This window comes from Mesorhizobium sp. M2D.F.Ca.ET.226.01.1.1 (genome assembly GCF_004022705.2).
In the GTDB taxonomy this organism is placed as follows: domain Bacteria; phylum Pseudomonadota; class Alphaproteobacteria; order Rhizobiales; family Rhizobiaceae; genus Mesorhizobium.
Genome location: NZ_RZOY02000001.1, coordinates 220,082 through 246,323 on the forward strand (window position 1 = coordinate 220,082; position 26,242 = coordinate 246,323).

Annotated in this window: 24 protein-coding genes; 16 read left to right on the forward strand and 8 right to left on the reverse strand. The window is 60.7% G+C overall.

Translation table 11 applies throughout. From position 1 onward, the window contains the following. Positions 1-22 precede the first annotated feature (22 nt). From traA to EN869_RS01115, 4 genes are read left to right on the forward strand one after another with little or no spacing between them, the layout of a single operon-like run. Positions 23-3,604: a Ti-type conjugative transfer relaxase TraA gene (gene traA / locus EN869_RS01100; RefSeq protein WP_127228036.1), complete on the forward strand. Its 3,582-nt coding sequence runs from the start codon at positions 23-25 to the stop codon at positions 3,602-3,604. Further along, entirely contained in the window at positions 3,601-4,134 is a 534-nt protein-coding gene (traF, locus tag EN869_RS01105; protein ID WP_127228035.1) for a conjugative transfer signal peptidase TraF, read from the forward strand. The genes traA and traF overlap by 4 nt, the downstream gene beginning before the upstream one ends. Next, positions 4,052-5,299: a conjugal transfer protein TraB gene (locus EN869_RS01110; protein ID WP_127228034.1), complete on the forward strand. Its 1,248-nt coding sequence runs from the start codon at positions 4,052-4,054 to the stop codon at positions 5,297-5,299. The genes traF and EN869_RS01110 overlap by 83 nt, the downstream gene beginning before the upstream one ends. Before the next feature lie 17 nt (positions 5,300-5,316). Further along, positions 5,317-5,907, forward strand: coding sequence for a TraH family protein (locus tag EN869_RS01115; protein ID WP_127228033.1), 591 nt, complete (start codon positions 5,317-5,319; stop codon positions 5,905-5,907). Between the two features lie 138 nt (positions 5,908-6,045). Here the strand turns inward: EN869_RS01115 and EN869_RS01120 are convergent, their stop codons facing one another. From EN869_RS01120 to EN869_RS01145, 6 genes are all read right to left on the reverse strand, one after another. Further along, positions 6,046-8,160 carry a N,N-dimethylformamidase beta subunit family domain-containing protein gene (locus tag EN869_RS01120; RefSeq protein ID WP_127228032.1) on the reverse strand — a complete coding sequence of 705 codons (2,115 nt, stop codon included), beginning with the start codon at positions 8,158-8,160 and terminating at the stop codon, positions 6,046-6,048. Between the two features lie 45 nt (positions 8,161-8,205). Then, a complete protein-coding gene (locus EN869_RS01125) occupies positions 8,206-9,417 on the reverse strand; it encodes an ABC transporter permease (RefSeq protein WP_210213847.1) in 1,212 nt (403 codons plus the stop codon). A gap of 13 nt (positions 9,418-9,430) precedes the next feature. Next, complete coding sequence (locus EN869_RS01130; RefSeq protein WP_127228030.1) at positions 9,431-10,189, reverse strand: ATP-binding cassette domain-containing protein; 759 nt, start codon at positions 10,187-10,189, stop codon at positions 9,431-9,433. A 23-nt stretch (positions 10,190-10,212) separates the two neighbouring features. Next, a complete protein-coding gene (locus EN869_RS01135; protein WP_167506967.1) occupies positions 10,213-11,289 on the reverse strand; it encodes a sugar ABC transporter substrate-binding protein in 1,077 nt (358 codons plus the stop codon). Between the two features lie 407 nt (positions 11,290-11,696). Next, entirely contained in the window at positions 11,697-12,476 is a 780-nt protein-coding gene (locus EN869_RS01140; protein WP_127395053.1) for an alpha/beta fold hydrolase, read from the reverse strand. 25 nt (positions 12,477-12,501) lie between these two features. Next, a complete protein-coding gene (locus EN869_RS01145; protein ID WP_210213848.1) occupies positions 12,502-12,978 on the reverse strand; it encodes an RbsD/FucU domain-containing protein in 477 nt (158 codons plus the stop codon). 276 nt (positions 12,979-13,254) lie between these two features. Here EN869_RS01145 and EN869_RS01150 point away from each other — a divergent pair, with 276 nt between their 5' ends. The 7 genes from EN869_RS01150 to EN869_RS01180 all read left to right on the forward strand — a co-directional run bounded on the left by EN869_RS01150 (position 13,255) and on the right by EN869_RS01180 (position 18,140). Next, the gene (locus EN869_RS01150) at positions 13,255-13,932 is read left to right on the forward strand and encodes a GntR family transcriptional regulator (protein ID WP_127228027.1); all 678 of its coding nucleotides are present in this window, start codon (positions 13,255-13,257) and stop codon (positions 13,930-13,932) included. Between the two features lie 127 nt (positions 13,933-14,059). After that, a complete protein-coding gene (locus tag EN869_RS01155) occupies positions 14,060-14,587 on the forward strand; it encodes an RbsD/FucU domain-containing protein (protein WP_127228026.1) in 528 nt (175 codons plus the stop codon). Between the two features lie 84 nt (positions 14,588-14,671). After that, positions 14,672-15,439, forward strand: a complete 768-nt coding sequence (locus tag EN869_RS01160) for an alpha/beta hydrolase (protein ID WP_127228025.1) — start codon at positions 14,672-14,674, stop codon at positions 15,437-15,439. 69 nt (positions 15,440-15,508) lie between these two features. Next, positions 15,509-16,288: an ABC transporter substrate-binding protein gene (locus EN869_RS01165; protein ID WP_127228024.1), complete on the forward strand. Its 780-nt coding sequence runs from the start codon at positions 15,509-15,511 to the stop codon at positions 16,286-16,288. Further along, entirely contained in the window at positions 16,285-16,503 is a 219-nt protein-coding gene (locus EN869_RS01170) for a hypothetical protein (RefSeq protein ID WP_127228023.1), read from the forward strand. Before EN869_RS01165 ends, EN869_RS01170 begins: the two co-directional genes overlap by 4 nt. A 10-nt stretch (positions 16,504-16,513) precedes the next feature. Further along, positions 16,514-17,332, forward strand: a complete 819-nt coding sequence (locus EN869_RS01175) for an ABC transporter permease (RefSeq protein ID WP_210213849.1) — start codon at positions 16,514-16,516, stop codon at positions 17,330-17,332. Positions 17,333-17,351: 19 nt separating this feature from the next. Continuing rightward, positions 17,352-18,140 (forward strand): ABC transporter ATP-binding protein, encoded by a 789-nt coding sequence (locus EN869_RS01180; protein ID WP_167506968.1) that lies wholly within the window; start codon positions 17,352-17,354, stop codon positions 18,138-18,140. Positions 18,141-18,417: 277 nt separating this feature from the next. Here the strand turns inward: EN869_RS01180 and EN869_RS01185 are convergent, their stop codons facing one another. Together EN869_RS01185 and EN869_RS01190 are read right to left on the reverse strand one after the other, a co-directional pair. After that, positions 18,418-19,098, reverse strand: coding sequence for an HAD hydrolase-like protein (locus tag EN869_RS01185; RefSeq protein WP_127228021.1), 681 nt, complete (start codon positions 19,096-19,098; stop codon positions 18,418-18,420). A gap of 57 nt (positions 19,099-19,155) precedes the next feature. Continuing rightward, positions 19,156-20,226, reverse strand: a complete 1,071-nt coding sequence (locus EN869_RS01190) for a substrate-binding domain-containing protein (RefSeq protein ID WP_167506969.1) — start codon at positions 20,224-20,226, stop codon at positions 19,156-19,158. A 259-nt stretch (positions 20,227-20,485) separates the two neighbouring features. On the opposite strand from EN869_RS01190, the gene EN869_RS01195 reads away from it, so the two are divergent. The 5 genes from EN869_RS01195 (at position 20,486) to EN869_RS01215 (ending at position 26,234) form a co-directional block, all read left to right on the forward strand. Then, positions 20,486-21,763 carry an extracellular solute-binding protein gene (locus EN869_RS01195; protein WP_127864737.1) on the forward strand — a complete coding sequence of 426 codons (1,278 nt, stop codon included), beginning with the start codon at positions 20,486-20,488 and terminating at the stop codon, positions 21,761-21,763. A gap of 96 nt (positions 21,764-21,859) precedes the next feature. Then, positions 21,860-22,798, forward strand: coding sequence for a sugar ABC transporter permease (locus EN869_RS01200; RefSeq protein ID WP_127228018.1), 939 nt, complete (start codon positions 21,860-21,862; stop codon positions 22,796-22,798). A gap of 65 nt (positions 22,799-22,863) precedes the next feature. After that, entirely contained in the window at positions 22,864-23,640 is a 777-nt protein-coding gene (locus EN869_RS01205; protein ID WP_167506970.1) for a carbohydrate ABC transporter permease, read from the forward strand. Positions 23,641-23,649: 9 nt separating this feature from the next. Further along, entirely contained in the window at positions 23,650-24,717 is a 1,068-nt protein-coding gene (locus tag EN869_RS01210) for an ABC transporter ATP-binding protein (RefSeq protein WP_127228016.1), read from the forward strand. A gap of 17 nt (positions 24,718-24,734) precedes the next feature. Continuing rightward, the gene (locus EN869_RS01215; protein WP_127228015.1) at positions 24,735-26,234 is read left to right on the forward strand and encodes an aldehyde dehydrogenase family protein; all 1,500 of its coding nucleotides are present in this window, start codon (positions 24,735-24,737) and stop codon (positions 26,232-26,234) included. Positions 26,235-26,242 lie beyond the last annotated feature (8 nt).

The following is a 26,242-nucleotide window of genomic DNA, read 5'->3' on the forward strand; positions in this document are numbered from 1 at the left end:
TCAAACGGGAGCATTCGTCGCCTTGGCCATCGCTCACTTCTCCGTCAGCATCGTTAGCCGCGGCGACGGCCGCAGCGCCGTGCTGTCGGCGGCGTATCGCCACTGCGCCAGGATGGAGTTCGACCGCGAGGCCCGCACCGTCGACTACACGCGGAAGGAAAGGGTCCTGCACGAAGAGTTCCTGCTCCCGGGGGACGCGCCGCAATGGCTGCGTAGCCTGATCGCGGATCGCTCGATCGCCGGCTCATCCGAAGCCTTCTGGAACACGGTCGAGGCCTTCGAAAAACGCGCCGATGCGCAGCTCGCCAAGGACCTCACCATGGCCCTGCCGCAGGAGCTGTCGGCCCAGCAGAATATCGCGCTCGTGCGCGATTTCGTGGAGCGGCACATTCTGTCAAAGGGCATGGTCGCCGATTGGGTCTATCACGACAATCCCGGCAATCCGCACGTCCACCTGATGACGACATTGCGGCCGCTGACGGAGGATGGTTTCGGCGCGAAGAAGGTCGCGGTGCTGGGCGAGGAAGGACAGCCCCTCCGGACGAAAGGCGGGAAGATCGTCTACGAGCTATGGGCCGGAGGAGGCGACGACTTCAACGCTTTTCGCGATGCGTGGTTCGAGCGGCTGAATCATCATCTTGCCCTCAACGGCATCGACCTTCGCGTCGATGGGCGATCCTACGAGAAGCAGGGCATCGATCTCGTTCCGACCGTCCACGTCGGCGTCGGCGCCAAGGCGATCGAGCGCAAAGCTCAGGTGGAAGGCCGCAAGCCGGAGCTGGAGCGCCTCGAACTCAAGCAGGAGCGGCGCGAGGAGAACGCCCGACGTATTCAGCAGAATCCGACGCTCGTGCTGGATCTCATCACGCGCGAGAAGAGCGTTTTCGACGAGCGCGACATTGCCCGTGTGCTTCACCGCTATATCGACGATGCCGGCCTGTTTCGGAACCTGATGGTGCGCCTTCTCCAAGACCAACAAATCCTGCGTCTGGAGCGCGAACGCATCTCGCTTGCTACCGGCGTCCGGGAGCCAGCGAAATACACGACGCGCGAGCTGATCCGGTTGGAAGCTCAAATGTCAAGTCGTGCGACCTGGCTCTCGCGGCGCTCCTCGCATGGCGTCGCAAAGCGCATCCTCGAGCAGACATTTTCGCGACACGAGGGACTGTCGCAGGAGCAGCGTAGCGCGATCGAGCATGTCGCCGGTGGCGCACGGATCGCGGCCGTCGTCGGCCGCGCCGGCGCGGGCAAGACCACCATGATGAAAGCGGCGCGCGAAGCCTGGGAAACCGCCGGCTATCGTGTTCTCGGCGCAGCGCTCGCCGGCAAGGCTGCCGAGGGGCTGGAGAAAGAAGCGGGCATCGCCTCACGCACGCTCTCGTCATGGGAACTGCGTTGGAAAGAGCAGCGTGACCGCCTCAATGAAAAGACCGTCTTCGTTCTGGATGAGGCCGGCATGGTGTCTTCACGGCAACTGACGACCTTTGTCGAAGCTGTCACCAGCGCCGGCGCTAAGCTGGTGCTGGTCGGCGATCCCGATCAGCTTCAGCCGATCGAAGCGGGCGCCGCGTTCCGGGCGATTACTGATCGGATCGGCTATGCCGAGCTTGAAACGATCTTCCGCCAGCGGGATAACTGGATGCGCACAGCATCGATGGATCTCGCGCGCGGTGATGTCGGCGCGGCCCTCGCCGCATACGACAACGCCGGCATGGTGCGCGCCGCGTGGAGCAGGGACGAGGCTATCGGCTCGCTGATCGACGACTGGAACAGCGAATACGATCCGGCCAGGACCTCGCTCATCCTCGCTCACCGGCGGAGTGATGTGCGCACGCTGAACGAATTGGCGCGCGAGAAGCTGGTCGAGCGCGGCATCGTCGGCGAGGGCTTTGCCTTCCGGACGGAAGACGGCGCCCGTCGGTTCGCCGTCGGCGACAGGGTCGTGTTCCTGAAGAACGAGGGATCGCTTGGCGTCAAGAACGGTATGCTGGCGACCGTCGTCGAGGCAGCGCCTGGCCGGATCGTCGCCGCAATCGGGGAGGGCGATGATCGCCGTCAGGTCGTCATCGAACAGCGCTTCTATGCCAATGTCGATCACGGCTATGCCACGACGGTCCACAAGTCCCAGGGGGCCACCGTCGACGACGTCAAGGTGCTCGCCTCCGGCACCATGGACCGGCACCTCACCTATGTCGCGCTCACGCGTCATCGTGATGCCGCGCGGCTCTATGTCGGTCTCGACGAGTTCACCAATCGCGGCGGCGTGCTCGTCGAGCATGGCGCAGCACCCTTCGAACACAACCCGGAGAACAAGCAGAGCTACTTCGTTACCCTCGAAATCGCAGAAGGGAAGCAGAACACGATCTGGGGTGTCGATCTCAAGCGCGCGATGGCCGAGGCGGCCCCGCGGATCGGCGACCGTATCGGTCTGGACCATCAGGGCTCCCAGGAAGTCCGCCTACCCGACGGAAGCAAAGTAAAGCGCCACGAGTGGAAGGTCGTCGACGTCAGGAAGCTTGCGCTCTCCAGGATGACGGAGCGTCTGTCGCGTGACGGGTCGAAGGAAACGACACTCGACTATCAGCGGGCACCCTCCTATCGCGCCGCACTTCGCTTTGCCGAAACGCGCGGCCTCGATCTCATGAATGTCGCTCGGACCATCCTGCGCGACCGTCTCGAATGGACAATTCGGCAGAGGCAGCGCCTTGCCGATCTCGGCTCAAAGCTGCTGGCGATCGGCGCACGGCTCGGTCTCATTTCCGGCCCGCGGGCCGAATCCCAATCCACCAGCATGAAAGAGGCGAGGCCGATGGTTGCCGGCGTCACGATCCATCCGAAATCCCTCGAACAGGCTGTCGAGGACAAGCTCGCCGCCGATCCCGCGTTGAAGAAGCAATGGGACGAGGTCTCCACCCGCTTCCGGCGGGTCTTCGCCGATCCGGAAACCGCCTTCCGTGCCGTCGATGTCGACGCCATGCTGAAGGACAGCGCCACCGCGAAATCCACGCTGGCGACGATCGGAAACAAGCCGGAGGGCTTTGGTCCGCTCAAGGGCAAGACCGGCATTTTCGCCAGCCGCGCCGACAAGCAGGACAGGGAAACGGCGACAGTCAATGCGCAGGCGCTCGCTCGCGACCTCGCCCGCTATCTCGAAATGCGTGAGGCCGCCGCACAGCGCCTTGAGTCGGAGGAGAGGGCGCTCAGGCATCGTGTCTCGATCGACATCCCGGCGCTCTCGCCGGCCGCCCGATCGGTGCTCGAGCGAGTCCGCGATGCGATCGACAGGAACGATCTGCCCGCCGCCCTCGGATACGCGCTCGCGGACCGCGAGGCGAAGCAGGAGATCGACGGCTTCAACAAGGCCGTCGCCGAACGGTTCGGCGAACGGACGCTGCTGAGCAACGCCGCGTGCGAGCCATCCGGCAGGCTCTTCGAGTCGCTCGCCAAGGGTCTGCAACTACAGGAGAGTCAACACCTGAAGGAGGCCTGGCCGGCGATGCGGGCGGCGCAGCAACTCGCCGCCCAGGAGCGCACGGTCGCAACGCTGAAACAGGCTGAAGACACGAAGCTTTCGCAGCGCCAAACTTCGATCATGAAGCAATGACCAGGTCTCGCGCCATCGCGCTAATCAGCATTCCGGCCACCCTTGTACTCATCGGGTCCGCGATCGCACTGGCCGGCGGCTACCGGCTCAACCTGACGCCGAGCGAACCGCTCGGACTCTGGCGGATCGAGACGCTTGATCGCGATGTCGCGGTTGGAGATCTGGTATTCGTCTGCCCGCCGGCGGCCGTGCCGTTCCTTCAGGCACGCGAGCGCGGGTATCTGCGACGCGGCCTTTGCGCAGGCGGTTTCGCGCCTCTGATCAAGACGGTCATCGCGCTCCCCGCCCAGCACGTCGAGATCGGCGAGAATGTTGCCGTCGATGGCCAGCCGATCCCTTCGTCCCGCGTCCGCACCATGGACGGCGAGGGCAGGGCGGTCGAGCCCTATTCCGGCGGCGTGGTGCCAGCCGGATTTCTCTTTCTCCACTCTCCCTATGCGAGTTCCTATGATTCCCGATATTTTGGCCCGATTCCGGCGTCCGGGCTTCTCGGCCTTGCGCGGCCGGTCCATACCTTCGATCCCCGCTAGGCTCCGATCGACGCTCCTGGTCGCCATCGCGATCGTCGCCGGCATGGTCGGTTGGAGCGGCCATGTGCTCGCCCTTCCCATCGCCATCATCTTTCCGGCGCTGTGGGCGCTGTCGCCCTCGCGCGTGGTCGCCTGCGCAGTGTCCGCTGGTTATTTCCTTGCCGCCTCGCGCGGACTGCCGCAGGGCGTGGCGAACTTCTATGCAGCCGATTTCTGGCCCGGCCTTCTGCTCTGGATTGCCGCGTCTCTTGCCTTCGTCGCCGTGCATACGGTGCTCTGGGCAAAGCGACCGGAAGAGTGGCGTCCGGGAAGGAGGGCACTGCGATATCTAGCGGCTATGGTGCTGATGGGGCTGCCGCCCTTCGGCATCACCGGCTGGGCGCACCCGCTTACGGCGGCCGGCGTGCTTTTTCCGGGGTGGAGATGGTGGGGGCTCGCGACGACTGCCGCCGGCCTCGCAATGATGACATCGCGATTTTGGCCGGCTGCAGGTGTCGCCTCGGCAGGCTTTTGGCTCTGGTCCGCCGCAACGTGGACGCAACCCGATCTACCGCAGGGATGGAAAAGCGTCGACCTCAATTACGCATCGAGCCTCGGTCGTGACGGTTCGCTCGATCATCACCGTGATCTGATCGCCACAGTCCGGGTGCAGGCTGATGATGGAGCCCGCTTCGTGGTGCTCCCGGAAAGCGCGCTCGGCTTCTGGACGCCGACTGTCGCGCGCCTCTGGCAGCAAGGCTTGCACGGGCTTGACCTCACCGTTGTCGCCGGCGCGGCCGTCATCGACGAGCGGGGCTACGACAATGTCATGGTCGCGATCTCCGCCGACGAGGCCCGTGTCCTCTATCGCGAGCGCATGCCGGTTCCGGTTTCCATGTGGCAGCCCTGGCGAGCGTGGTTCGGGCGAGACGGCGGAGCGCGCGCAAATCTCTTTGCAAACCCGGTTGTCGACCTCTCCGAAACGAGAATCGCGCCGTTGATCTGCTACGAGCAGCTCATCGTCTGGCCAGCTTTCCAGTCGATGCTGCATTCGCCCGAGATCGTCGTGGCGACCGGCAACGGATGGTGGACCGCCGGCACCTCGATCGTCGACATCCAGCGAGCCAGCGCGACCGCCTGGGCGAAGCTTTTCGGCACTCCGATCGTCATGGCATTCAACACATAACTACAGGAGAAGCCCGGATGGTCGATGCCGCCCTCATCCAGAACTGCGCCGATCCGGGGCTAAAGCCCGCGATCGTTGAGAACTTCATCGAACGGGCAGGGTCGCAGGATCCGCTCGCCGTCACGGTGCGCTCCAGCAATCGAGTCGTGCTGGTCCCAAAGCCCGCCACGCCGGACGAGGCGATGGACCTCATCAGGCAGCATGTCGGCCGCGAAGTCGTGCGCGTGGGAATTACACAATACCCGGCCGGTCTGGGGGTTGTGGAAGCCGGAGAGCTGAAACGCGATCTGGTCGACGCCTGCGCAAATCTGCGCATGGGCACGACACTGTTCGCCAAGGTCTATCGGATCGTCACCAAATGGTATGGGAAGCCGGTAGAGGAAGCCTTCGACGGCGCCATCACTGCGTGGCAGACAGGGTATTTCGAAGGAGAGTCGGTGTTTCGAGCGGCGGATCCGGGCGATGTCCGGGTGGCCACGCCGGCTGCTGGCAACGGAGCGTTAAAGCCAGCCAACAGCGAAGCTACCAGCGACAAAGGCTCCGCCGAAGATCCAAATCGAGCCGGGATAAGGGTCGATCTTTCCCAAATTGGACTTCGCTCGGATTAAATCGGTACTTCGACGAACCCCACCAACCAATCTGAGCGCCCGACGCCGAACCTAAATGGTGTTGAGACCGACCGCAGAGTTCTCGGTAAACGACACCGGCGCGCGTGCCACGTTCGGAGGGATGATTTCGGGATGCGCTCACTCTGCCAAGAACTTGCGCAGCACGTTGGTGGTCAATCTCGCGATGTCGTTGTCGTAGCTATTTGTCCCCAGGCTGCCTGCCCAGCAGATAGAGCCCGTCGAGAATACCTTGCCTCCTCCGATATGTTCAACAAGAACCACGTCGGCGCGCACATGCGGGTTTTTGGAACCCTGCTGGTTCGGTGCCACTTCGGTGACGCTGTCGAGGCTGGGGAAGTACAGATCGTTATGCCTGGACGACATCAACACGACCGTGCTGTCGGGCGTCCCGCGCGCTGGATCCGCGTGATCAAGCTCATCGCCGGCCGCGCCACCCAACAAATAGCCGTGCTCGCCCACCGTTTCGCTAGCAATACCCTCAAAAACCCACGCCACCGCTTCGGCATAGCTTTCGGGCGTGCGCGTGAAGCCCGAGGCGGGTCCCCATCCGGCGGCGGCCATGCCAACCCCAAGGAAAGGATTTTGGTCACGGCCGCGGTGCCTGTAGGCGCCCCCCATCTCGCCGGTCGAACTGTGATAGAGCTCAGCCGCATGGGAGGTCCAGTTGCGCTGGGCCGCATAGCCCCGCCGCACCTCGATGGTGGTGCGCAGCTTGTTGACGTAACTCGTGGCCCAGAAAAATCCGTTGGCGCCGAGATACATCAGCTTGCCGCCGCCCTTGACGTAATCTTCGAAAGCGTCGAATTCGGCTGCAGTGGGGTATTCCGGATGACTCCCGGTGAGGATCACGTCATAGCTGTCGAGCAGGTCCTTGCCCAGGGTGTCGACGTCCTCATCGGTCGCCACATCGAATTCGACGCCGATGCTGTCCAGCCAACCGGTGATGAAGAAGTCGCCGGAGAAATGTCTTGGACCCCCGGCCAGCCAGTTGATGTAGTTCGGCTGCACGTTGGTCAGGGGGCGCAACCGCGAAGCATAGATCACCCCGCTATCGTCCGAATGCCGATCGTACAGCGATCTGCCGAGTGAAGGCATCTGCTGAAGAAGGGTTTCCGCCTTGTCCAGCACGATCGGAAAACTCATCATCTTTTGGTGGGCGACTCCGCGCTCGCCCTCCCAAAGATGCTCGTTGCCATAGGCGAGGTAAGTGTTCGTCGGAGCGACGAACAGGACCCGTTTCCTGACCGCTCCCGGGAGAACATAGAAGGGAATGTAGTAGCTGGTTTCACCCTGGTTCAGGCGAACGGCATATATCCCGCTTTCGGCGGGAGCTTCGACCTCGAAGTCCGTTTTCCATTGCGCGTCATCGAGATCGTCATCATGCAGATGCAATGCATTCCACTGCGCCGGGTCGTCGGTCCAGCGGATGGTTTTCTTGTCCCATGCAGGACCAAGAACCGCTCGAGCCGGCCGGTTGACAAGCCGTCCGTGCCGCCCGGCGCCGGAGACGTCCACCGCGATGTCACTGTCCATTTGCCTGGAGAAGTCCCACTGAAGGATAGGCTGCGTCGCAGACACTCCAAATACATTGACCTCGGATACGCATCCGTTGAAGCAATCCGTCGTCCGGCCGTCTTCGGCGTGCGCCGCGCCGACACGGAAACGTGTGACGGATCCTTCCGCTACGACGACCGGCGTCGACCAGCAGTGCGTGCCGGTCTGTTCCTCCGCGGTCAGGCGCAGTTCCGCTTCGCCGAGGCCGTAGACAGCCTTCAAGAGCACCCAACGCCCCTTCGGCAGCGGATCGGGTGAGGACACCATCGTGACCGCGCCGTTCGAGGATCGCAGATATAGCGCCGGCCGGCCGGTCCGATCGAGTTCAAGCATCATGCGAGTGACAGAGCTATCGTCCGAGAGGCTGAACAGCGTCTGGCAAAGACGACCCGGCGCGGTCGGTTTCACGCACAGACTGACCCCGACCCCCTTGGCGAAATCGACCCTCGGCAAGGCAACATCGATGAAAGATCCCGGATGAAGTGCCTGCACCCGGCCGGTGTGCTGACCATTGCTCTTGGATGACACTGGTTCTTCGGCAACCGAGAGACCGGCGGCGCCTTCTTTCATGCCTCGCAGGCGCACCAGTTGCGATCTGTAGATGCTCGCAGCGCTGATTTTGATTTCGACATGGTCACCAGCATCGACGGAAAGCTTATCGGCATAGCCGATCAACATCTTGATCTTCTCCCAACTTGGTTACGGCAGTCGGACGGCCAAGTCTTACCGCGACGACGAAGATCCGCTCCGGGCAATGAGCGCGTCCGCTATCACCGCGGCTACGAGTACGCCGCCCTGAACGAGCAAGCGCAATTGCGTGCTGGCGTTGATCAGGAACATTCCGTTGGCGATCGAGCCGATGACGAGGGCGCCAAGAATAGCTGCCCAGACGCTGCCGCGACCGCCAAAAAGGCTCGTCCCGCCGATGACCGCCGCCGCGATTGCCTCCAGCAAGAGACTTTGGTCGGCCGATGCCGGGGAGACGCCCAGCACCCGGGCCGCAGCCACGACTCCGCCGAGCGCCGTCAACATGCCAAGAATTGAAAAGGCCGCCATCTTCATCCAGTTCACAGGGATGCCGGCGCGGCGTGCCGCCTCGCGATTGCCGCCGATGGCGTACAGCCAAATGCCGAACGGAGTTTGGGTTGTGGCGTAGGACAAGATTGCGATCAGGCCCGCAAGCACGGCAACGGTAAGAGGCACGCCTCGGTAAGCATTGAAAATGGCGACAACCGCCAGACTGGCAAAAATGATGGCGACGCCAATGGCCATGGAGCGCATCAAATTCGATGGCAAGCCGTAGGCCACTCTTTGGCGGTGATCGTTCCATCGCATGGCAAGGCCTATCAGCCCGACGGCCGCGGGCAAGGCATAGCTGACGGTCGTTGGCAGACGGTACGCGGCCAGGAACTGCAAATCGGTCCCGGCGAGAGGAACAAGGCCGCTTTCTGCCGGAAGCAAAATCAGCAGGACACCTTGCAGCATGAGCGAGAAGCCGAGTGTGACGATGAAGGCCGGTGCGCCGCTATAGACGATCATCGAACCCTGCAGCAAACCGTAGAGGCCGCCGACGGTAATCGCGATGATTAGCGCGATCGACAAGCCGACGTCCATGTTGACGACGAGCACGCCGACAATGCCGGCGCACACGGCCGCGAGACCAGCAACCGAAAGATCGATCTCGGCAACGACCAGTACGAGGACAAGCCCGAGCGCCACGATGCTTGTGGTCGCGATCTGATCGGCAAGGTTGGTCAGGTTGCGCGCCGACAGAAACACTGGAGATTGCGAGGCAAAGATCGCCCAGATGAGAGCCAGCGACAGCAGGACCGGTACGACACGCCATTTTGTCGATAGCGCCTCAAGAAGGTTCTGCCTGAAACTGATTTTCGCAGGCGCCGGTGTGGCAGAAACTTGTTGTCTCGTGGTGTTCATAGCCTGCATCCCTTCAATGGTCCGTGCCGGTTATGGCTGCGACCAGGCTGCTCCTCGTCCATTCCGCGACTGGCCGCTCGGCGGCTTTGCGCCCCAGGCGCAGGACCACGATCCTGTCTGCAATGTCCAACACATCACCCAGGTCGTGAGAGACGAGGATCACGCCCAGACCCTGCTCGCGAAGGCGCGCGATGAGCGCCATGACCTCCGCCCGTTGCGCCACGCCAAGTGCGGCAGTTGGCTCGTCGAGCAGGATCACTCGCGGTTTCGACAGAACCGCGCGCGCGATGGCCACAGACTGGCGCTGGCCGCCAGAAAGCCGTCCCACGGAGACACTGTAGTCCCTGATCTTCACGTTGAGACTGGACAGGGCCGCATGGGCCCGAGATTCCATCAGCGGTCGCGAGAGCTTTGCACCCCGAAGCAGCCCTGAATGCATTTCCCTTCCTAGGAAAAGGTTCTGAACGGTATCAAGATTGTCGCAAAGCGCGAGGTCCTGATAGACCGTCTGAATGCCCAGCTCCGCCGCATCCTGCGGCTTCCTCAGCGATACCTCTTGCCCGTTGAACAGAATCCTGCCCTCGTCGGCGGAAACGATCCCGCTGATGATCTTGACGAGGGTCGACTTTCCGGCGCCGTTGTCTCCGGCCAGCGCCACGACCTCTCCCTCCCGGACGTCGAAATCGACGCCCGAAAGGGCGGTGATGCCGCCATAGTGCTTGCCAATTCCCGCCAGAGACAGGATTGGAGCGTCGTCGTTCTTGGCGACCATCTTGTTGTTACCGCTTCTTTGCATCAGCCGCGACAGAAGGCGGAGTCGGAGGCCACGCCTTTGGCGCAGATCTGCTCCTTGGTATAAAGACCTGTGTCGACCACCGATTTCTGGATGTTATCCTTGGTGATGACGCTATTTGGCGCGTCCACCTCGGGAATGCCTCCCTTGTAGCCGTTGTCGAACGTGGTCGCGACGAGATCAGCGGGTATCTTGTCGCCTTTCATCGCGTGCACGGCCAACTGAACGGCCAGCTTGTTCATCGCGACATAGTCCACAGTCATGTCCATCTCCTGCAGGCCGGCAGCAACGCGCTGCACTCCGGCTAGAGTGGCGTCGTACCCGCCAAACAGCTTGATCCCCTTGAGTCCGGCGGCTTCCACCGCAGCCAGTGCCGCACCGCCGGTGTCGTCATTCATGGAGAAGATCGCATCGACGCCGTTGTGGGTCTTGGTCAGGCACTGATCCATTGCAGTCTGAGCATTGGCGGGGAGCCACAGCAGCGCATCCGCCTGACAAACGACCTCCAATTTGCCGGCCTTGATCAGCGGATCGAGATATTCGCCGATGCCCTTCACCTGGTCGCCATAGAAGGGAAACTTGGGGTCGCCGTAAATCTTCGCCAGCCGGACCGGCTTGCCGGTCTTGGCGTTCATCTCCTCGATTACCTTGGCCGCCGCCTGTGCCTGCTTTTGGCCGATTTCAACGAACGGGGCGGTCAGGTAGGCGTAGGCGGGCCCGCCTGTGCAAGCGTGAATGGTGCATACAAGTGGGATCCCGGCTTGCTCGGCAAGGGCCAAGGTGCCCGCGGTCTGCATTGGATCGACGGCAACCATGACGATTGCTTTGGCATCGTTGGCGATAGCGGCCTGAACCTGCGAGGTCTGTTGCTGCACGTTGTTTTCGGAGTTGAGAATCTCGACTGTCATGTTCGGCACCAGTTCCTTGGCGGCCTTCAAGAAGGCCGGCTTGTCGAACTGCTCGAAGCGGACTGTCGTGAAGTCTGGCAGGATAAAATAGATCTTGCCGGTAAGATCTTCTGCGGCGGCGGGAGGCGTGAGTGCCATGCATCCCGCGAACCCGCACATCAGCGCTGACATGCGAATTTTCCCAACGAATTTCCTAAGCATTACGAGATCCTTCCATTTTTGCTGTTCTCTCTCTGGTCCGCCGCATCATCCGAGTTTCGGAACATCACAGGGCTTGGAGCATGGCTTCGGCCATGCTCCGTCATTTTGGGAGATTGCTATTTTGAAAGTTCCGGCCTCCGCCCGTGGACGCGCTCCCATCGCCTTACGCATCGATATCGGCCGTTTCTGCGACGGTCTTCTGTGAATGCGTGTAAACGTTTTCAAAATGGCGCGCTAGAGCGACGGTGTCAAGCGCAAAGAGATTGGAGTGTTTCAGGCCACGTAGGCCTCGTCCGCGACGCGACATAGCGGTCGGCGAACAACCATCGCACGTGCTGCAGCGCCGAATGGCGTATCAGTGTGCGGCGTCCGGCGGATCAGCCGGCTCGCGTACCACCCGTCCATCCGATCACGGCTTGCGAAATAACGTTCACAACGTCGGCATGGCTCGTATCGTTGATGAGATCGTGATGGGTATTGGCGAACAGGTGATGCCTTGCGCCTGGAATTCGTGACGTCCAGCGCCGCGCGAGATCAGGAGGGCAAAACATGTCATTGTCCCCGCTGATCATGAGCGCGGGAAGGCTGAGTTCAAGCAATCCGGCCTGTATCTGCTCACAGACCGGCGCCGAGAGGACGCTTCTTAGATGGACGAAGGCCATCGTTGCATCAAACTTGAGCGGGTCGAATTCCAGTTCGTCGAGATAGAAGGGGTCAAGCGACATCACGCCTTGCTCAGCCTGGCGCTCTTGCTCTTGGCTGATCCCCTCGACAGGCATGCCGCCGAGCACCACTCCACGGAAGGGACCAGCGCCGGCAATGACCACCGCAGCTGCCGTCATCGCGCCCATCGAATGTCCGACCAGCACCATCGGAAGCCCGGGATTTTCCCGCCGCGCTATCCCTGTCAGGCGCTCGGCATTCGTTCTCAGATCGGCCATGGAGCCGGGATTGCCCCGCTCGCCATCCGAGAGCCCGTGTCCGATCGCATCAAGCGCCCAGACGCCGATTCCCCGTGCATTCAAGGAGTTCGCGAAGCGGTGGTAGAGGCCGCTGTGTTCGCCATATCCATGCAGAAAGACGATCTGCGCAGTGGGCTTCAGCGGAGCCCAGTGGCGGTAGTAGACCTGTCCGGAAGCGCCCTCAAACCTTGGCATCGACCACCTGTGGCGGATTACTTCGTTACGGGGCAAGCCCGTTGAGGATCATGTCCATGGGAATGTCGGCGCTTGGATAGCCGCCGACAAGGATCACATTGGCATGCACGCGATAGTCGCCCGTCTGGACAAACAGCTTGCACCGATCGCGAAGGTCATAATAATCCGGGATGTAAGGCACTTCGTAGACGTGTTTCTCATCGAAGAGCCTGGACAGCATGGCGAAGCCATCAGGATTTGCACCGCGCATGTCCTTGGTGACGATGCAGGCCTCGATGTCGCCGACGTCGCAGATCACGGGAACGAGATCGTCGATCGACGGCACGCCGGTAACGACTTCCAGGTCCAGGATCTCCACGTCAGGCGCCAACGAACGCAGCGCCTTGGCTGACGTGCCACTGCCGGCATCGGCAATGAATATCAACTCGCCATGGCGCAAGTCGGCCAGCGCCGCTGCCAACCTTTGGTTCAATATTCTCGGCCTCAGAAGCTTCGTGGTCATCGTGCGTTCTCGCGGGTTCGATCGTCGGCGGCGATTGAAATCGTTTACACAAAAATTCGGTTTTGTCGATATCCCTGGCAGGTATTCTTGAAACCTGGCAGGCGGAAATCTGGGGCATGGCCCGCTTGAATCAAGTAGCGGGAGGACGTCTTTCAAAGGCGCGATTGCGATCTAATCGATCTTACGTGCAAGATGCCGTCGATTCTGGCGATCTTGCCGGCTCAACGCTATGACATGGTCACGGTGTGTCGCATCGCTCGCAACTGATGGACTGTCATGAGAACTGCAAAGAACGAAGATCTCACGGAAACAGGCGGCCGCGGCGGTCAATGGCAGGTTGTATATGATGGACTTCAAAAGGGCATTATTTCCGGAAGGTATCGTTCCGGCGTGCGCCTCATTGAAGACGACATTATTGAAGCCACCGGGGCAACTCGCCATGCTGTCCGCAAGGCATTCGACGAACTTGTTCGCCTCGGCCTCGCGGTTCGCTACCCGCACCGTGGCGTGCAGGTGCGGAGCTTCACGGCATCCGAGATATGGCAAATCTACGAAGTCCGTGAGTGCCTCGAGCTGAAGGCAATAAGCTACTATACCGAGCCGGCGGCAAAGGAGCTCGTGCGAAAATTGAAGGCCATTGTCTCGGATCACGAGAGGGCGATCGCGAACAACGATCTTGCTGAAATGTATCTGCAGAACAATCTTTTGCACGAGGCTATATATCAACGGTGCGAGAACGAGTTCCTACTCGACGCCATTAAGCATCATTCGCTTCTCTCGCACCTGATTCATACTAATTCGGTGCAAAGCAAGGATTTGCGCTCCAAAGGCGCCAAGGATCACTTGACTATGATTCAAGCGATAGAGAAGGGCGACCAGAAAACCCTGGCTCGAACCCTTCGAAACCATATCCGGACCTTCCGGGACTATTACCTTCAGCATCTGACCTCTTAAAGCGCGTCTCGCTGAAACGAATCCGGGCGACGCGCTTCAGGTCCTCATGTCGCTCGCCAAGAGCGGCCGCGCAATTCTAGGCGCCGCGCCATAGAAGCATGCCGGCTGGCCGGCCTTGGCTTGTCGGTTGACATTATCGATAAAACAGGCGGATAATATTATCGATGAAAAGGGGGAACACAAAATGCAATACGGCGCGGACAACCGCATCATCAACGGCACGATCGCGGCGGCTCTGGCCACGCTCCGCCATGGTGAGGTGATCTTCATTGCCGACGCGGGCGGCGTCATCGCTTCATCCGTGCAGGTGCCGATCGTGGACCTTGGAATTGCTCCAGGTCTGGTCTCGATCGAGCAGCTGCTGCCGCTGCTGCGCGACAATGGTGACATCGAGCGGGCTGTCGTTGCCGAGCCGATGGAGGCGCAGAGTCCCCAGAAATACAAATTCGTCGTCGACACTTTCGGGAAGGAGCGGGTCACTACCGTTCCATACCGGCCCTCGATGTATGCGATCCGCAACGCCAGCAAGTTGATCATCCGCACAGGAGATTACAGCGTCCACGGCAACATCGCCCTGGTCGGAGGCTATGCCAGCGCCGACGTCAAGTTCATTCGGAACACGGAAGTCGGGGACATCAGGATACTGCCGGACTGACATGACACACGGCCGATGTTCTCGAGCGTCGGCTCTCCAGTCGAGTGAACCGTTCTGGTCAAAATTTGCCGAAGGGCCGTTCAGATGCCGTTCTTCGAAACCGCGCATGGGAAAAGCTACTACCGGTGCTGGGATGCGCGGAAGGCGGTCGGCGGTGTCGTGTTTCTCCATGGTTTTGGCGAGCAAAGCGGGCACTACCATCGCCTTGCGGGCGCCTTCAACGCCAGTGGCCTCGCCATGTGGGCGCTTGATCAGCAAGGACACGGCCTTTCCTATGGCGAACGTGGCGCGGTGGCGTCGATGGATCCCCTCGTCGACAATGCCGAGCGTCTGATCTCGATCGCCGCCAGCGAAGCTCCCGGCCTGCCGCTGGTTCTCGTCGGCCATTCTCTCGGCGGCATTGCCGCTGCGCTGTTGATCGCTCGTGGCGAGCGCCGGTGCCTGGGGCTGGCCGTCACGGGCACGCTGATCCAGCCGGAGACCGTTGCCATACCCGCGCCGCCGGAAGTCACCCGCGACCCATTCTATCTAGACATGCTGGCGACCGATCCATTCGCCTTCAGCGTAACGCCAGAAAGCACGGCGGCGCGGCGGGCGGCCATGCACAAGGCGCGCGGGGAGCTGGCCGCGACTCTCCCCAAGGTCGACCTTCCCGTGCTGCTGATCAATGGCGACCACGATGTGATTGCCCCCGCCAGGTATGCCCGTGCGGTCCGCTCGCAACTCAAGAACGCCACGGTGCTTATCGTGAAAGACGGCTTCCACGACATCATCAACGACGTGCCCCACTTCGCCGTCGAGAGGCGCCTCGTCGCCTTCGCGAGGGCGGCGATCAACGGCCGAGGGCGGTAGAAGGAAAGGCCTCTTTCAAGGTTTGGTAAGGCGCGGCTTGCAAGCCGCCAGCAAAAAAGGGAGCAGCAAATGGGTGGATTTCGAAACGAACTGCATTCGCTCGCCGTCTTGGTCGCAGGCTTGATAGGGATGGCGATGTCGGCCGGAACCGCGCAGGCCACAGATACCGTGACCATCGCGACATCGATCGAAACACTCGACGCTTTCGTGCCTCAGTTCGGCTCGCAGGTCGGCATCTTCGCCAGGCATGACCTCGACATCAACTACGTCAAGGGCGCCAACGGGTCAGCCATGGTAGCCGCGGTGGTTGGAGGCTCGGCCGACATCACGCATGTCGGCGCGGCCCTGATCTTTCCGGCCATCCAAAAGGGTGCGGCGCTGACGGTCCTGTTGGGCAACTACGACATCGACTACACCTTCATCGCGCACAAGGACGCCGGAGTCGACGTCAAGAAGGGATATCCGGCTTTCCTGAACGATCTCAAGGGCAAGCTGATCGGCGTCGCCGGTCGCGGGGGCGCAACCGAGCTCTACGTGCGCAAGATGTTCAGGGACGCAGGCATGAATCCCGACAAGGACATCACCTTCATCGCGATCGGCACGGGCTATGGCGCGGCGGGCGCCTTCACCAACCGCCAGGTCGATGCGATGGCCAGCATTCCGCCGAGCTCGACGTTGATCGGTCCGGACAATCTCGATGTGCTGGTCGATCTCAATGCCACGCGCAACAAGGTTTCGATCCCGAGTATCTCTTCACGGTTTTCACCGCCAATTCGGATTTCATCAAAAACCGCCCGCAGGTTGCCCAGAATTTCTGCAAGGCGGTCATCGAGACGATCAACTACATGAAAGACCCTGCGAACGAACAGAAACTGGTCGATTTCACCGCAAAGACCCTCAAGCTCGATGCGGGCAAGGCCAAGGCGTTGATCGACGTCTACAAATCGGGCTTCAATGCCAAGCTCACCAAGGAGCGCTGGGAAGGCATGAAGAAATATGCCGCTTTTGTTCCAGACTGGACGATGAACGCGTATGAGCCCTGCGCGAACCTGACTTCGGGCTGAGGTGGCCGAGTTGGTCGCCGCGGCAGGTTCATCGGGCTTAAAAGGGAAGGCCGGTCGGCCTTCCCACCGGAATGGCGCGCGGCTCAAGCGACTTGCTGGACAAATCGGCGTCGGAATAGCCTTTCTGGCGTTGTGGCAACTCGTCTACATGTCCGGCGTCGTGAAGCCGCTGATTTCGCGAAGTCCCGGGCAGGTGTTCTGGTTTTTCGTCCAGATCGCCACCGATGGCACGCTTCTGCCAGCGCTCTATTCCACGGTCGAGGCGACAGTGGTCGCTTTCGTGCTGGCATCATTCGTTGGAGTAGTCATCGGCATCGGCCTTGGTCTGTTTCCCAAAGTTGAGGAACTGCTGGACCCCTATATCAGTGCGTTCAACGCGATGCCGCGGATCGCCTTCGCGCCGGTATTCATACTGCTTTTCGGCGTCAGCCAGGCAGCCAAGATCGCGCTTGCCTTCAGCGTCGTGGTTTTCATCCTGATGGTCAACGCGCGCGCCGGCATTCGCACGGTCGACCGCGATATCAGGCTGATGGTGACGGTCATGAATATTTCCAAGCGGGATATGTTCATGAAGATCCTGCTGCCCAGCGCCGTGCCCTCCATTTTCGCCGGACTGCGCCTTGGCATCATCTATTCCCTTCTCGGCGTCGTGACCTCCGAGATATTGGCGTCGCGGGTAGGGCTCGGCCAACTCATTGCGGGATATGCCGGTACTTTTCAGCTCGAAGGGGTCTACGCCGTCTGCATCGTGCTGGCCGTGATCGCTTCCTTGCTCAATGCCGGGATGGCTCTGCTCGAACGCTATCTGCTCGGTGCGCGAGCGCTCTAAACCGCGAGGACCAGGGACGATGGCACCAAGCATATCGCCTGCCGCGGGAACCGACGGTGTCGCCGCCAGGATTTCCGACGTCGTGATGGAGTTCCAGACCACGTCGGGACCAGTGCGCGGGCTGGATGATGTGTCGTTGGAACTGCGAGAGGGAGAGTTTCTGGTTCTCGTCGGACGTAGCGGTTCCGGCAAGACCACTGCGCTCAATGTCCTGGCCGGGCTCCACACTGCAACGATGGGCGAGGTGAGCGTACTTGCCCAACCGCCCGTCGCCGCGCGTCCACAGCTCGGCTACATGTTCGCGCGCGATGCTTTGCTGCCATGGCGAACTGCACTCAAGAATGTAGAGTTCGGGCTGGAAGTGCGCGGTTTCGCAAAAAGCGAAAGACGGGCCCTGGCCCGAGACTATCTGGACCTCGTCGGTTTGAAGCGCTTTGCCGATAATTATCCAAGTCAGCTCTCCCAGGGCCAGCGGCAGCGTGTGGCGCTCGCTCGCACCTGGGCGCCTTCGCCGAAGATACTGTTGATGGACGAGCCTTTTTCGGCGCTCGACGCACAGACGCGTGAATCGCTTCACGAGGAGCTCGTGCGCATGTGGGCCGCTGACAAGAAGAGCGTTGTCTTCGTCACCCACGATCTGAACGAGGCGATCACCTTGTCCGACCGGATCCTTGTTTTCAAAGACGGCAAGATCGCCAAGGAATTCTCGATCCCTTTCGCTCGACCTCGGGACCTCGTCGATATCACCGCGGACCGGACGGCACGCGACATCTATCATGAGATCAGGCAACTGCTTTATCAGCATTAGCCGGCCGATAGCCGTCCCCGGGGTGGGCGGCGTGCAGCAGCTCACCCGGTGGATGCGTGGCCATGTAAACGTTTACGCCATTGGCGGATTGGGTCAATGCGGAGTCTCTGCCGAGACCCCATTTCCGGATTGCCGCGTCGACCGTTCGGACCAAGCGCGCCCTCGGTAATACGAGTTCAGTCGAGGCGCATTAAGATTGTCGATTCGGGAATGTATGTGCCTTCCAGTACCGGTGCACCCTTTCTCGGCGGCAGCACCTCGGCCACGCGGACGGTGGTCAGCTTGGGGGCAGGCTGCCGAAGCCGAGCAGGTTGCTTGCATCGCGCAGGTCCGGGAGCGTTACGATACCTTCCGGAAAGGCGGTTGGCGAGGGCCCGCCTCGAATTCCGAGGAATGCGATTCCCAGCTCACAGGCAGCGGAACATTCCGTGATTGAATCGCCGACCGCCACCACGGTTTCGCGCGAAAGCCCCATGTGCAAGATCCGCGCGAAGGCCTCGCGTTTTTTCGTCGGCGCGCCGATGACCAGCTCGAAATAGTGATCAAGGGCTCGCTGACGGATGACCTCGACCAGTTCTTGCTGCGGGGTTCCGGAAACGACGAAAAGCCTGGAACGCCCAGTCGCTTTTTCAAGCAGTTCCCGCGCGCCGGGAATGAAAGGCGCAGCGAGGATCTTCTCAAAAACGATTTCTGAGAACCTCTTCGACAGCAGCGCCAATCGCTCCACGGTCGGGGCGCTACCCACTATCTGTTTGTCGAAATGGTCGAACTTCTCCCGGCGTGAAATACCGCCATGCAGCCGCTGGTAGCTCAGGATGGGTTCCCTCCACTGCTGCCCATAGCCGGAATAGATTTCAGCGAACGCCTCTGCTTTGATCTCGGCAGAGTCAAGGATGACGCCATCGAAATCGAATATGATAGCGGCGGGTCGAGAGCGCAGAAGCGGCTGACGGGGCATGACGGTGCCTATGTGCACACTCGACTTCGCGGGTGTGAAGCGCCCGCGGACCTGGATTTAGACGGCCGCGGCCAAGCGCAACTGTTTTAGAGCGCGCGGCGGGCACGCGGATTTTCTTACGATCAGGTGCGAATCGAGCCTGACGAAGCGAGGGGGCTCGCCGTTCGACAGCGAGCTGTGGAGCATTTCGGCCGCCAGCCTACCCATTTCCTCGGCAGGCACGGCTATGGTCGTCAACGGAGGCTCCAACTGGGCTGCATATTCTGCATCATCGAACCCGACGATCGAGATATCCTGGGGAACCCGGATTCCGAGCCGCCGACTTTCACTCAAGGCTCCAAACGCCATGACGTCGGTGTTGCAGACCACCGCCGTGGTTTCCGGATATTTGTCCAGGATGGCGCGTATTGCCTCGGTTCCGTCCCGGATGGTGAAATTGCGAATGATTATATTCGCTGCCCCATGGAGATTTCTCGATCCGACGAAATCCTTGTAGGCGGCGATTCGAGCGCGCTGGCGATCGCTACCCTTCGGGCTGCCGGCAATCATGGCGAAATTTCTATGCCCCAGATCGGCAAGGTATTCCATCGCGCTTTCCGTAGCCGCGTAATTGTCGAACCCTATGCAGGGTACGATCTCGTCGGGCAGGTATGAGTAGGTCGTCACCACTGGGATGTGCGGTCGCTTAAGATAGCTCACGAGCGCAGGGTCCTCGATCGCGCCAACCAGAAGAAGCGCCTCGGCGCCGCGATCCACCAATGTCTTGACCTTCTCAAAAACATTGGCGTGTTCGAAGCCAGTTGTGGCAACGATCGTCATGTAGCCGTGCTGCGCGAAGCTATCCTGAAAATGGTTGATCATCTTCGCAAAGATCGCATAGTCGAGCGTCGGGATAGCCGCTCCCACGATATGGGTCTTGCGGGATCGCAATGCTTTTGCCGCCGGGTTGGCCGCGTAGCCCAGATTCTGCGCAGTCGCCAGGACCCGTCGGCGAACGTCCTCGCTGACGATGTCAGGCAGATTGAACGCCCGCGATACGGTGGCTACCGACACCCCCGCCTCGCGGGCAACGTCGAAGACGCCTGCCTTTTTCTTCAACTTGGGCTGTTTGGCTCTTTTGCCCGGCATAAGCCGCACCATCTTCGTTGGCTTTTGTTCACCGGTGGCTTTTGTCCTCGACTTCACCGCGCTTGACAAGCCATAAAACGTCCTCACGTGTAATCGTTTACAGAAATTTCTATGTTGACGCGGGTTTGGGCTTGACATCACCGTTTAGCTCGCAAAGAATGAAAACGTTTACATGAGTTGGGAGCGCGAGGCCGGCTTTTGCCGCGCCTCGCATAAAAAACGGAGGATCAACAATTTGACCGCGTCGATCAGACTGCCAGTGTCTCGTCGCAACTTCCTCAAGGCCTCTGCCGGCCTTGCTGCCGCCGTGGCCGCCTATCGCGCCTCGTCGGCATATGCGGAGGAAGTGACGCTCAATATCCTCAATAGCAATTCAGTCTGGGCAGGGGCCCTCACCGATCAGGTGGCGAAGGCATATACAGCCGCGAAGATCACCGGGGAATCCAACCCTTACGAATCTCACTACGAAAAGATGCTGATCGAACTCTCACAGGGTTCGGAAACGTTCGACATCATCACCACCGACAGCCTGTGGGTCCGGCAGCCGCAGCGCAACAAATGGGCGCCCACGATGGAGGACATCAAAGCCGCCAACCCTGACCTTCCCGAGATCAAGTATGGGAACGTCACCGAGGGATCGCTGCAATACTCCATCTACCAGGGCAAGCACTACGGCCTGCCGCTCGCCATGACGATTCCGGTCTTCATCTATCGCAAGGACCTATTCGAGAAAGCCGGTATCGATAAGGTGCCCGTCACCTGGGACGAGTATGTCGCGGCCGCCAAGAAGCTGCACAGCTCAGACGTCGCCGGAAACACGCTTTGCCTGGGAGGGCAGGACGCCCACATGTCCGGCGACTGGATGACGCGCGTCATGGGAATGACGAAGCTCGCGCCTACCGACGACGGCTGCTTCAACGATGCCAATGAGCCCGTCTTCAATTCGGAAGGACAGGGCGAGCATGCCATCGAAAGGTTGAAGGAGGTCTTGCAGTATTGCCCTCAAGGCGTCTCCGGGTTCGACTACCCGGAAGGTCAGTCCGCGATCGGTCAGGGAACCGCGGCCATGATCATTTCCTGGTCGGACGCGCTCTCCGGCATTGAGGGCGGGCCCCATGCCGGCAAGTTCGGCTATGCGGTTGCACCGACCGAGAAGTTCCAGCAGTCGATGATTGGCGGCTGGACCGTGGTGCTCAACGCCGCCAGCAAAAAGCAGGCCGACGGCTACAGGTTTTTGGCCTGGCTCGCCGACGGCGGCTACAAGTATTTCTCGGAAGCGGGTGAAACCTCGATCTGCTACAAGCCGGATCTCGAAAATCCGGACATGGTCAAGAAGATTCCCGGCCTTCATGTCTTTGAGGATTTCAAGACCCGCGGGACGCAGCCGATCGCGATCCCGCCTTATCGCCTGACCAATGCGGTGGAAGTGCAGCGGGCAATCTACGAGGAAGTCCTCGCCGGCGTGACTGGGCGAAAGACCCCCAAGACCGCGATGGTCGATGCCGTCGATCGGGTGGGAAAGCTCGTCAAGGGCTGAAGTCGCCGCCCGCAAGCGCTGGATATTCCAGCGCTCGTAGAACAGGAACGCGCTGTGCGGGCAGATGCCCGCTCGGCGCCTTCGGGATCAAGGACCATGACAGTCAGCTTAGAGGGTTTGCCCGTCGCGACCGACCGGGCCAAGCGTGCCGGAGAGCGTTACACCGGCATGATCCTGCTCGCGCCGACCATGATCATCATGACGGTTGTCGGTCTCTTTCCGCTCCTGCACTCGCTCTATATGAGCCTCACCGGCTATCGCCCCTCGGATCCGGACAAGTTCCAGGGATTTGTCGGCCTCGCCAACTATGCCGATGCGGTGTCGGACGCCCAGTTCCTGCATTCGATCCTGCTGACGCTGCTATTCACCGTCTTGTCCGTGGGGCTGTCTCTCACCTTGGCCGTGCTGCTGGCCCTCCTCTTCAACGTCAGGCTCCCTGGTTTCACGCTGCTAAGGACCATCATCATCGTCCCCATGCTGATCACACCGATCGCGGTCGGCATCACCTGGCGCATCATGATGATGCCCGACCTTGGCGTGCTCAATTACGTTTTGAGCCTCGTCGGCATTCCGCCGCAGCCATGGGCCGGCGAGAAGGCCAGCGCCATGGCCTCGATGCTGCTTGTCGATGTCTGGCAGTGGACCCCGTTCATGTTCCTGATCATCTTCGCCGGCCTTTCGGCCCTGCCCAAGAGCCCCTTCGAGGCGGCGGCGATCGACGGCGCCTCGCCGATCCAGACCTTCTTCATGGTCACGCTGCCGATGCTGAAACCCGTGATCGTGATCGCGAGCCTGCTCAGGATCGTCGATGCCATCCGCACCTACGACACCGTCTACATCATTACGCGTGGCGGTCCCGATTTCGCCACCGACCTGCTCAGCATCTACCTGGCAAGGGTAAATTTCCGCTTCTTCAGCCTCGGCTATGGTGCTGCGCTATCCTGGCTGACGCTCCTCATCATCCTCGCCGTGGTTCTCATCTTCGTGAAATACACGGGCTTCATGCGCATGGTGAACGAAAAGGAGGCCCGCTGATGTCAAGCTCGATCACGCGACGCGGATCCATCCTCAGCGGCATCGGCTACTATGCGCTGGCCCTGATGGCGACCGCCTTCTTTGCTTTCCCCATCGTCTGGATGACGCTTTCTTCGTTGAAGTCGGATGCAGACATATCGGCATATCCGCCGAGGTGGGTTTTTGCTCCGACATTGGAGAGCTACCGCAAGCTTTTCACAGAGCTGAATGCGATGGATGCCTTGATCAACAGCGCATTCATCGTCTGCCTGGCCACGCTGTTTGCAATGATCGCAGGCACGCTCGCCGCCTACGGACTCGCGCGTTTCGACGTCAAGAACAAGAACTTCATCGCCTTTGAGGTTCTGTCGATCCGCATGCTGCCGCCGATGGTGAGCGTCATCCCGCTGTTCATCATCGCCAAGCAACTGGGGATCTTTGACACGCCGTGGCTGCTGATCGCCGTCTACACGCTGAACGGATTGCCGTTCGTGGTGTGGGTAATGCGGGTGTTCATCCAGGAAATTCCGCAGTCGATCGAAGAGGCTGCCCTGATAGACGGCTGCAGTCGGTTCGAGTGCTTCTGGCGCGTGACCTTGCCGCTGCTCTTGCCCGGGCTCGCGGCGACGATGGTGATCATATTCATGTTCGCCTGGAATGAGTTCCTGCTGGCCAGCATTCTGACCTCTTCGGAGGCGCGGACGCTGCCAGTGATCGCGGCGAGCTCGATCAAGGCCAAGGCGATCTCGTGGGGATTGGGCTCGGCCGCCGGTGTGTTGATGTCGTTGCCGATCGTCGTGCTCGTCCTGTTGATGCAAAAATATCTTGTCAGGGGCCTGACGCTTGGCGCCGTGAAGGGATGAGGAACGACGATGGGTATTGAAGTCAGATCAGTCTACAAGCGCTTTGGCGCCTTCACTGCCGTGAACGGCGTGTCGGTCGACATCAAGGACGGCGAATTCTTCGTCATGCTGGGTCCCTCCGGTTGCGGCAAGACAACGACATTGCGCATGATTGCCGGACTGGAGCTTCCCAGCGACGGCCAGATCAAGATCAACGGCCGCGACGTGACATATGAGGAGCCTCGTCACCGCGATATCGCGATGGCGTTCCAGGACTATGGTCTTTATCCGCACCTGTCCGTGTTCCAGAACATCGAGTTCCCTCTCAAGGTGCGCAAGATCGCCGAGGGCGAGCGCAGAAAGAAAGTGCATGCAACCGCGGAAAAACTCGGAATTGCCGAGTATCTGAATCGCAAACCTGGGCAGATCTCCGGCGGGCAACGGCAGCGCGTCTCCCTGGCGCGGGCTTTGGTGCGCAATCCCCGCGTCTTCCTGATGGACGAGCCGCTGTCGAACCTCGATGCGAAGCTGCGTGCCACAATGCGCACCGAGATCAAGAAGCTGGTCACCAGCCTCGGCATCACCACTGTCTACGTGACCCATGACCAGATCGAAGCGATGTCGATGGCCGACCGGATCGCCGTCATGCGTAAAGGTGACATGGTCCAGGTGGCAACGCCGCTGGAGATCTACGACAGGCCAAGAACCGAGTTTGTGGCCGACTTCATCGGTTCTCCGCCCATGAATCTGTTCCCCGCCCATTTCGACCGCAAGAAGGGAATTGCCGCCTCCGTCCAGCCCTTTGCCGACAGTTTGTCAGGAGAAGTCGCCGACAAGGCAAGCAGCTTTGCCGACGCCCAGGGACAATTCTTCGTTGGAGTCCGCCCTGAGCATCTCTTGATCGTTGGTGACGGCGCCGAGGGCGCCGCGTCGGCAAGCGTCGATTTCGTCGAGCCGCTTGGGCAGACCACCAATGTGTATGTCGACTGCGGTGGCCATAAGTTCATCGTCGTTACCGATCGAACAGAGGCGAGGGTCGGCGACGTCGTCGGCGTGCTCGTTGCGCCAGGCAAGAGCCGGCTTGTCGCGCCAAACTGACCGAAGGAAATGGATCGATGGACGTGCGTGAATACGACAATTGGATCGACGGCGGTTGGGCAGGCGCCGATCGAAAGGTGGAACGCAAATCGCCAGCTCATGGCAGGCTATTGGCCCGTTTCGCGCAAAGCGACGAGCACGCGGTGAAGGCTGCTGTCGGGGTCGCCCGCAAAGCCTTCGACACGAGATCTGTCTGGTCATCGCTGCCTGGCGCCGAAAGAGCCAAGGCACTCGGACGCTGGATCGACTTGATGATCCGTGACACCGACCGGCTGGCCCTTATTGAGGCGGAAGAGGTTGGCAAGCCGATCCGCTTCGCCAAGGCTGAGATCGAGTGGTCCATTGAGCTCGCGCGCTACGCGGCAGCGCTTGCCTGGCAAATCCCAGGAGACCTGGTCTCAAATGTCGGTGACGCAAATCTGGGTCTTGTGACCCGTGAGCCGCGCGGTGTGATCGCAATGATCACACCGTGGAATTTCCCTATGGTGACCCTGTTCCAGAAGCTGCCCTTCGCGCTCGCGGCCGGCTGTACGGTGGTGATCAAGCCGTCGGAACTGACCTCTGGTTCGACGCTCGAAATCGCCAAGCTGGCGACGGAGGCTGGCATTCCAAATGGCGTCATCAATGTGGTAACCGGCTCGGGCCGCACCGTCGGCGAGATCCTGACCGGGCACAGAGATGTCGACATGATCTCGTTTACCGGATCGACAGCAGTCGGGATCAGGATCGCGCAGCGCGCGGCCGAGCAGGTCAAGCGCGTTGGCCTCGAGCTAGGCGGAAAGGCGGCGAATATCGTCTTTGCCGATGCCGATATCGACGCGGCGCTGGATGGCATCCTGCTCGGCTACATCCTCAACCAGGGCGAAGAATGCGTCCAGGGTACCAGGCTTCTCGTTGAGGATAGCATTGCGGACAGCTTCCTGGAGAAGCTTGTAGAGCGTTCGAAGAAGATCCGCCTCGGCCTGCCGACCGATGAGCAGGCAGACGTCGGAGCGCTGATCCATGAAAAACACATGGATCAGGTGCTGGCATACATCAAGAGCGGGATAGACGAGGGCGCGACGCTTCTCCTCGGTGGCAACCGTGTCACCGAAAACGGCCTCGGCATGGGCTATTATGTTGCCCCTACCATCTTTTCCAACGTCACCCCCGACATGACAATCTTTCGCGAAGAGATTTTCGGCCCCGTGCTTGCGGTGACGCGTTTCCGCAGCGTCGAGGAAGCAATCGCGCTCGCCAATGACACGAACTATGGTCTGGGCAACGGGCTATGGACGAAGGACATCGACAAGGCGATACGCGTTTCGCGCGAACTTCGCAGCGGAACGGTCTACGTCAACACATTTCTCGAGACCGCGGTCCAGATGCCCTTCGGCGGCTTCAAGCAAAGCGGGCTCGGTCGTGAAAATGGGTTGGACGGCTTGCTCGAGTTCACCGAGGTGAAGTCGACCTTCATCAAGCTGGGGAATCGCACCCACGCCCTGCCGCACACCCTGACAGCCTCGGCAAGATCGTAAGGAGTGCT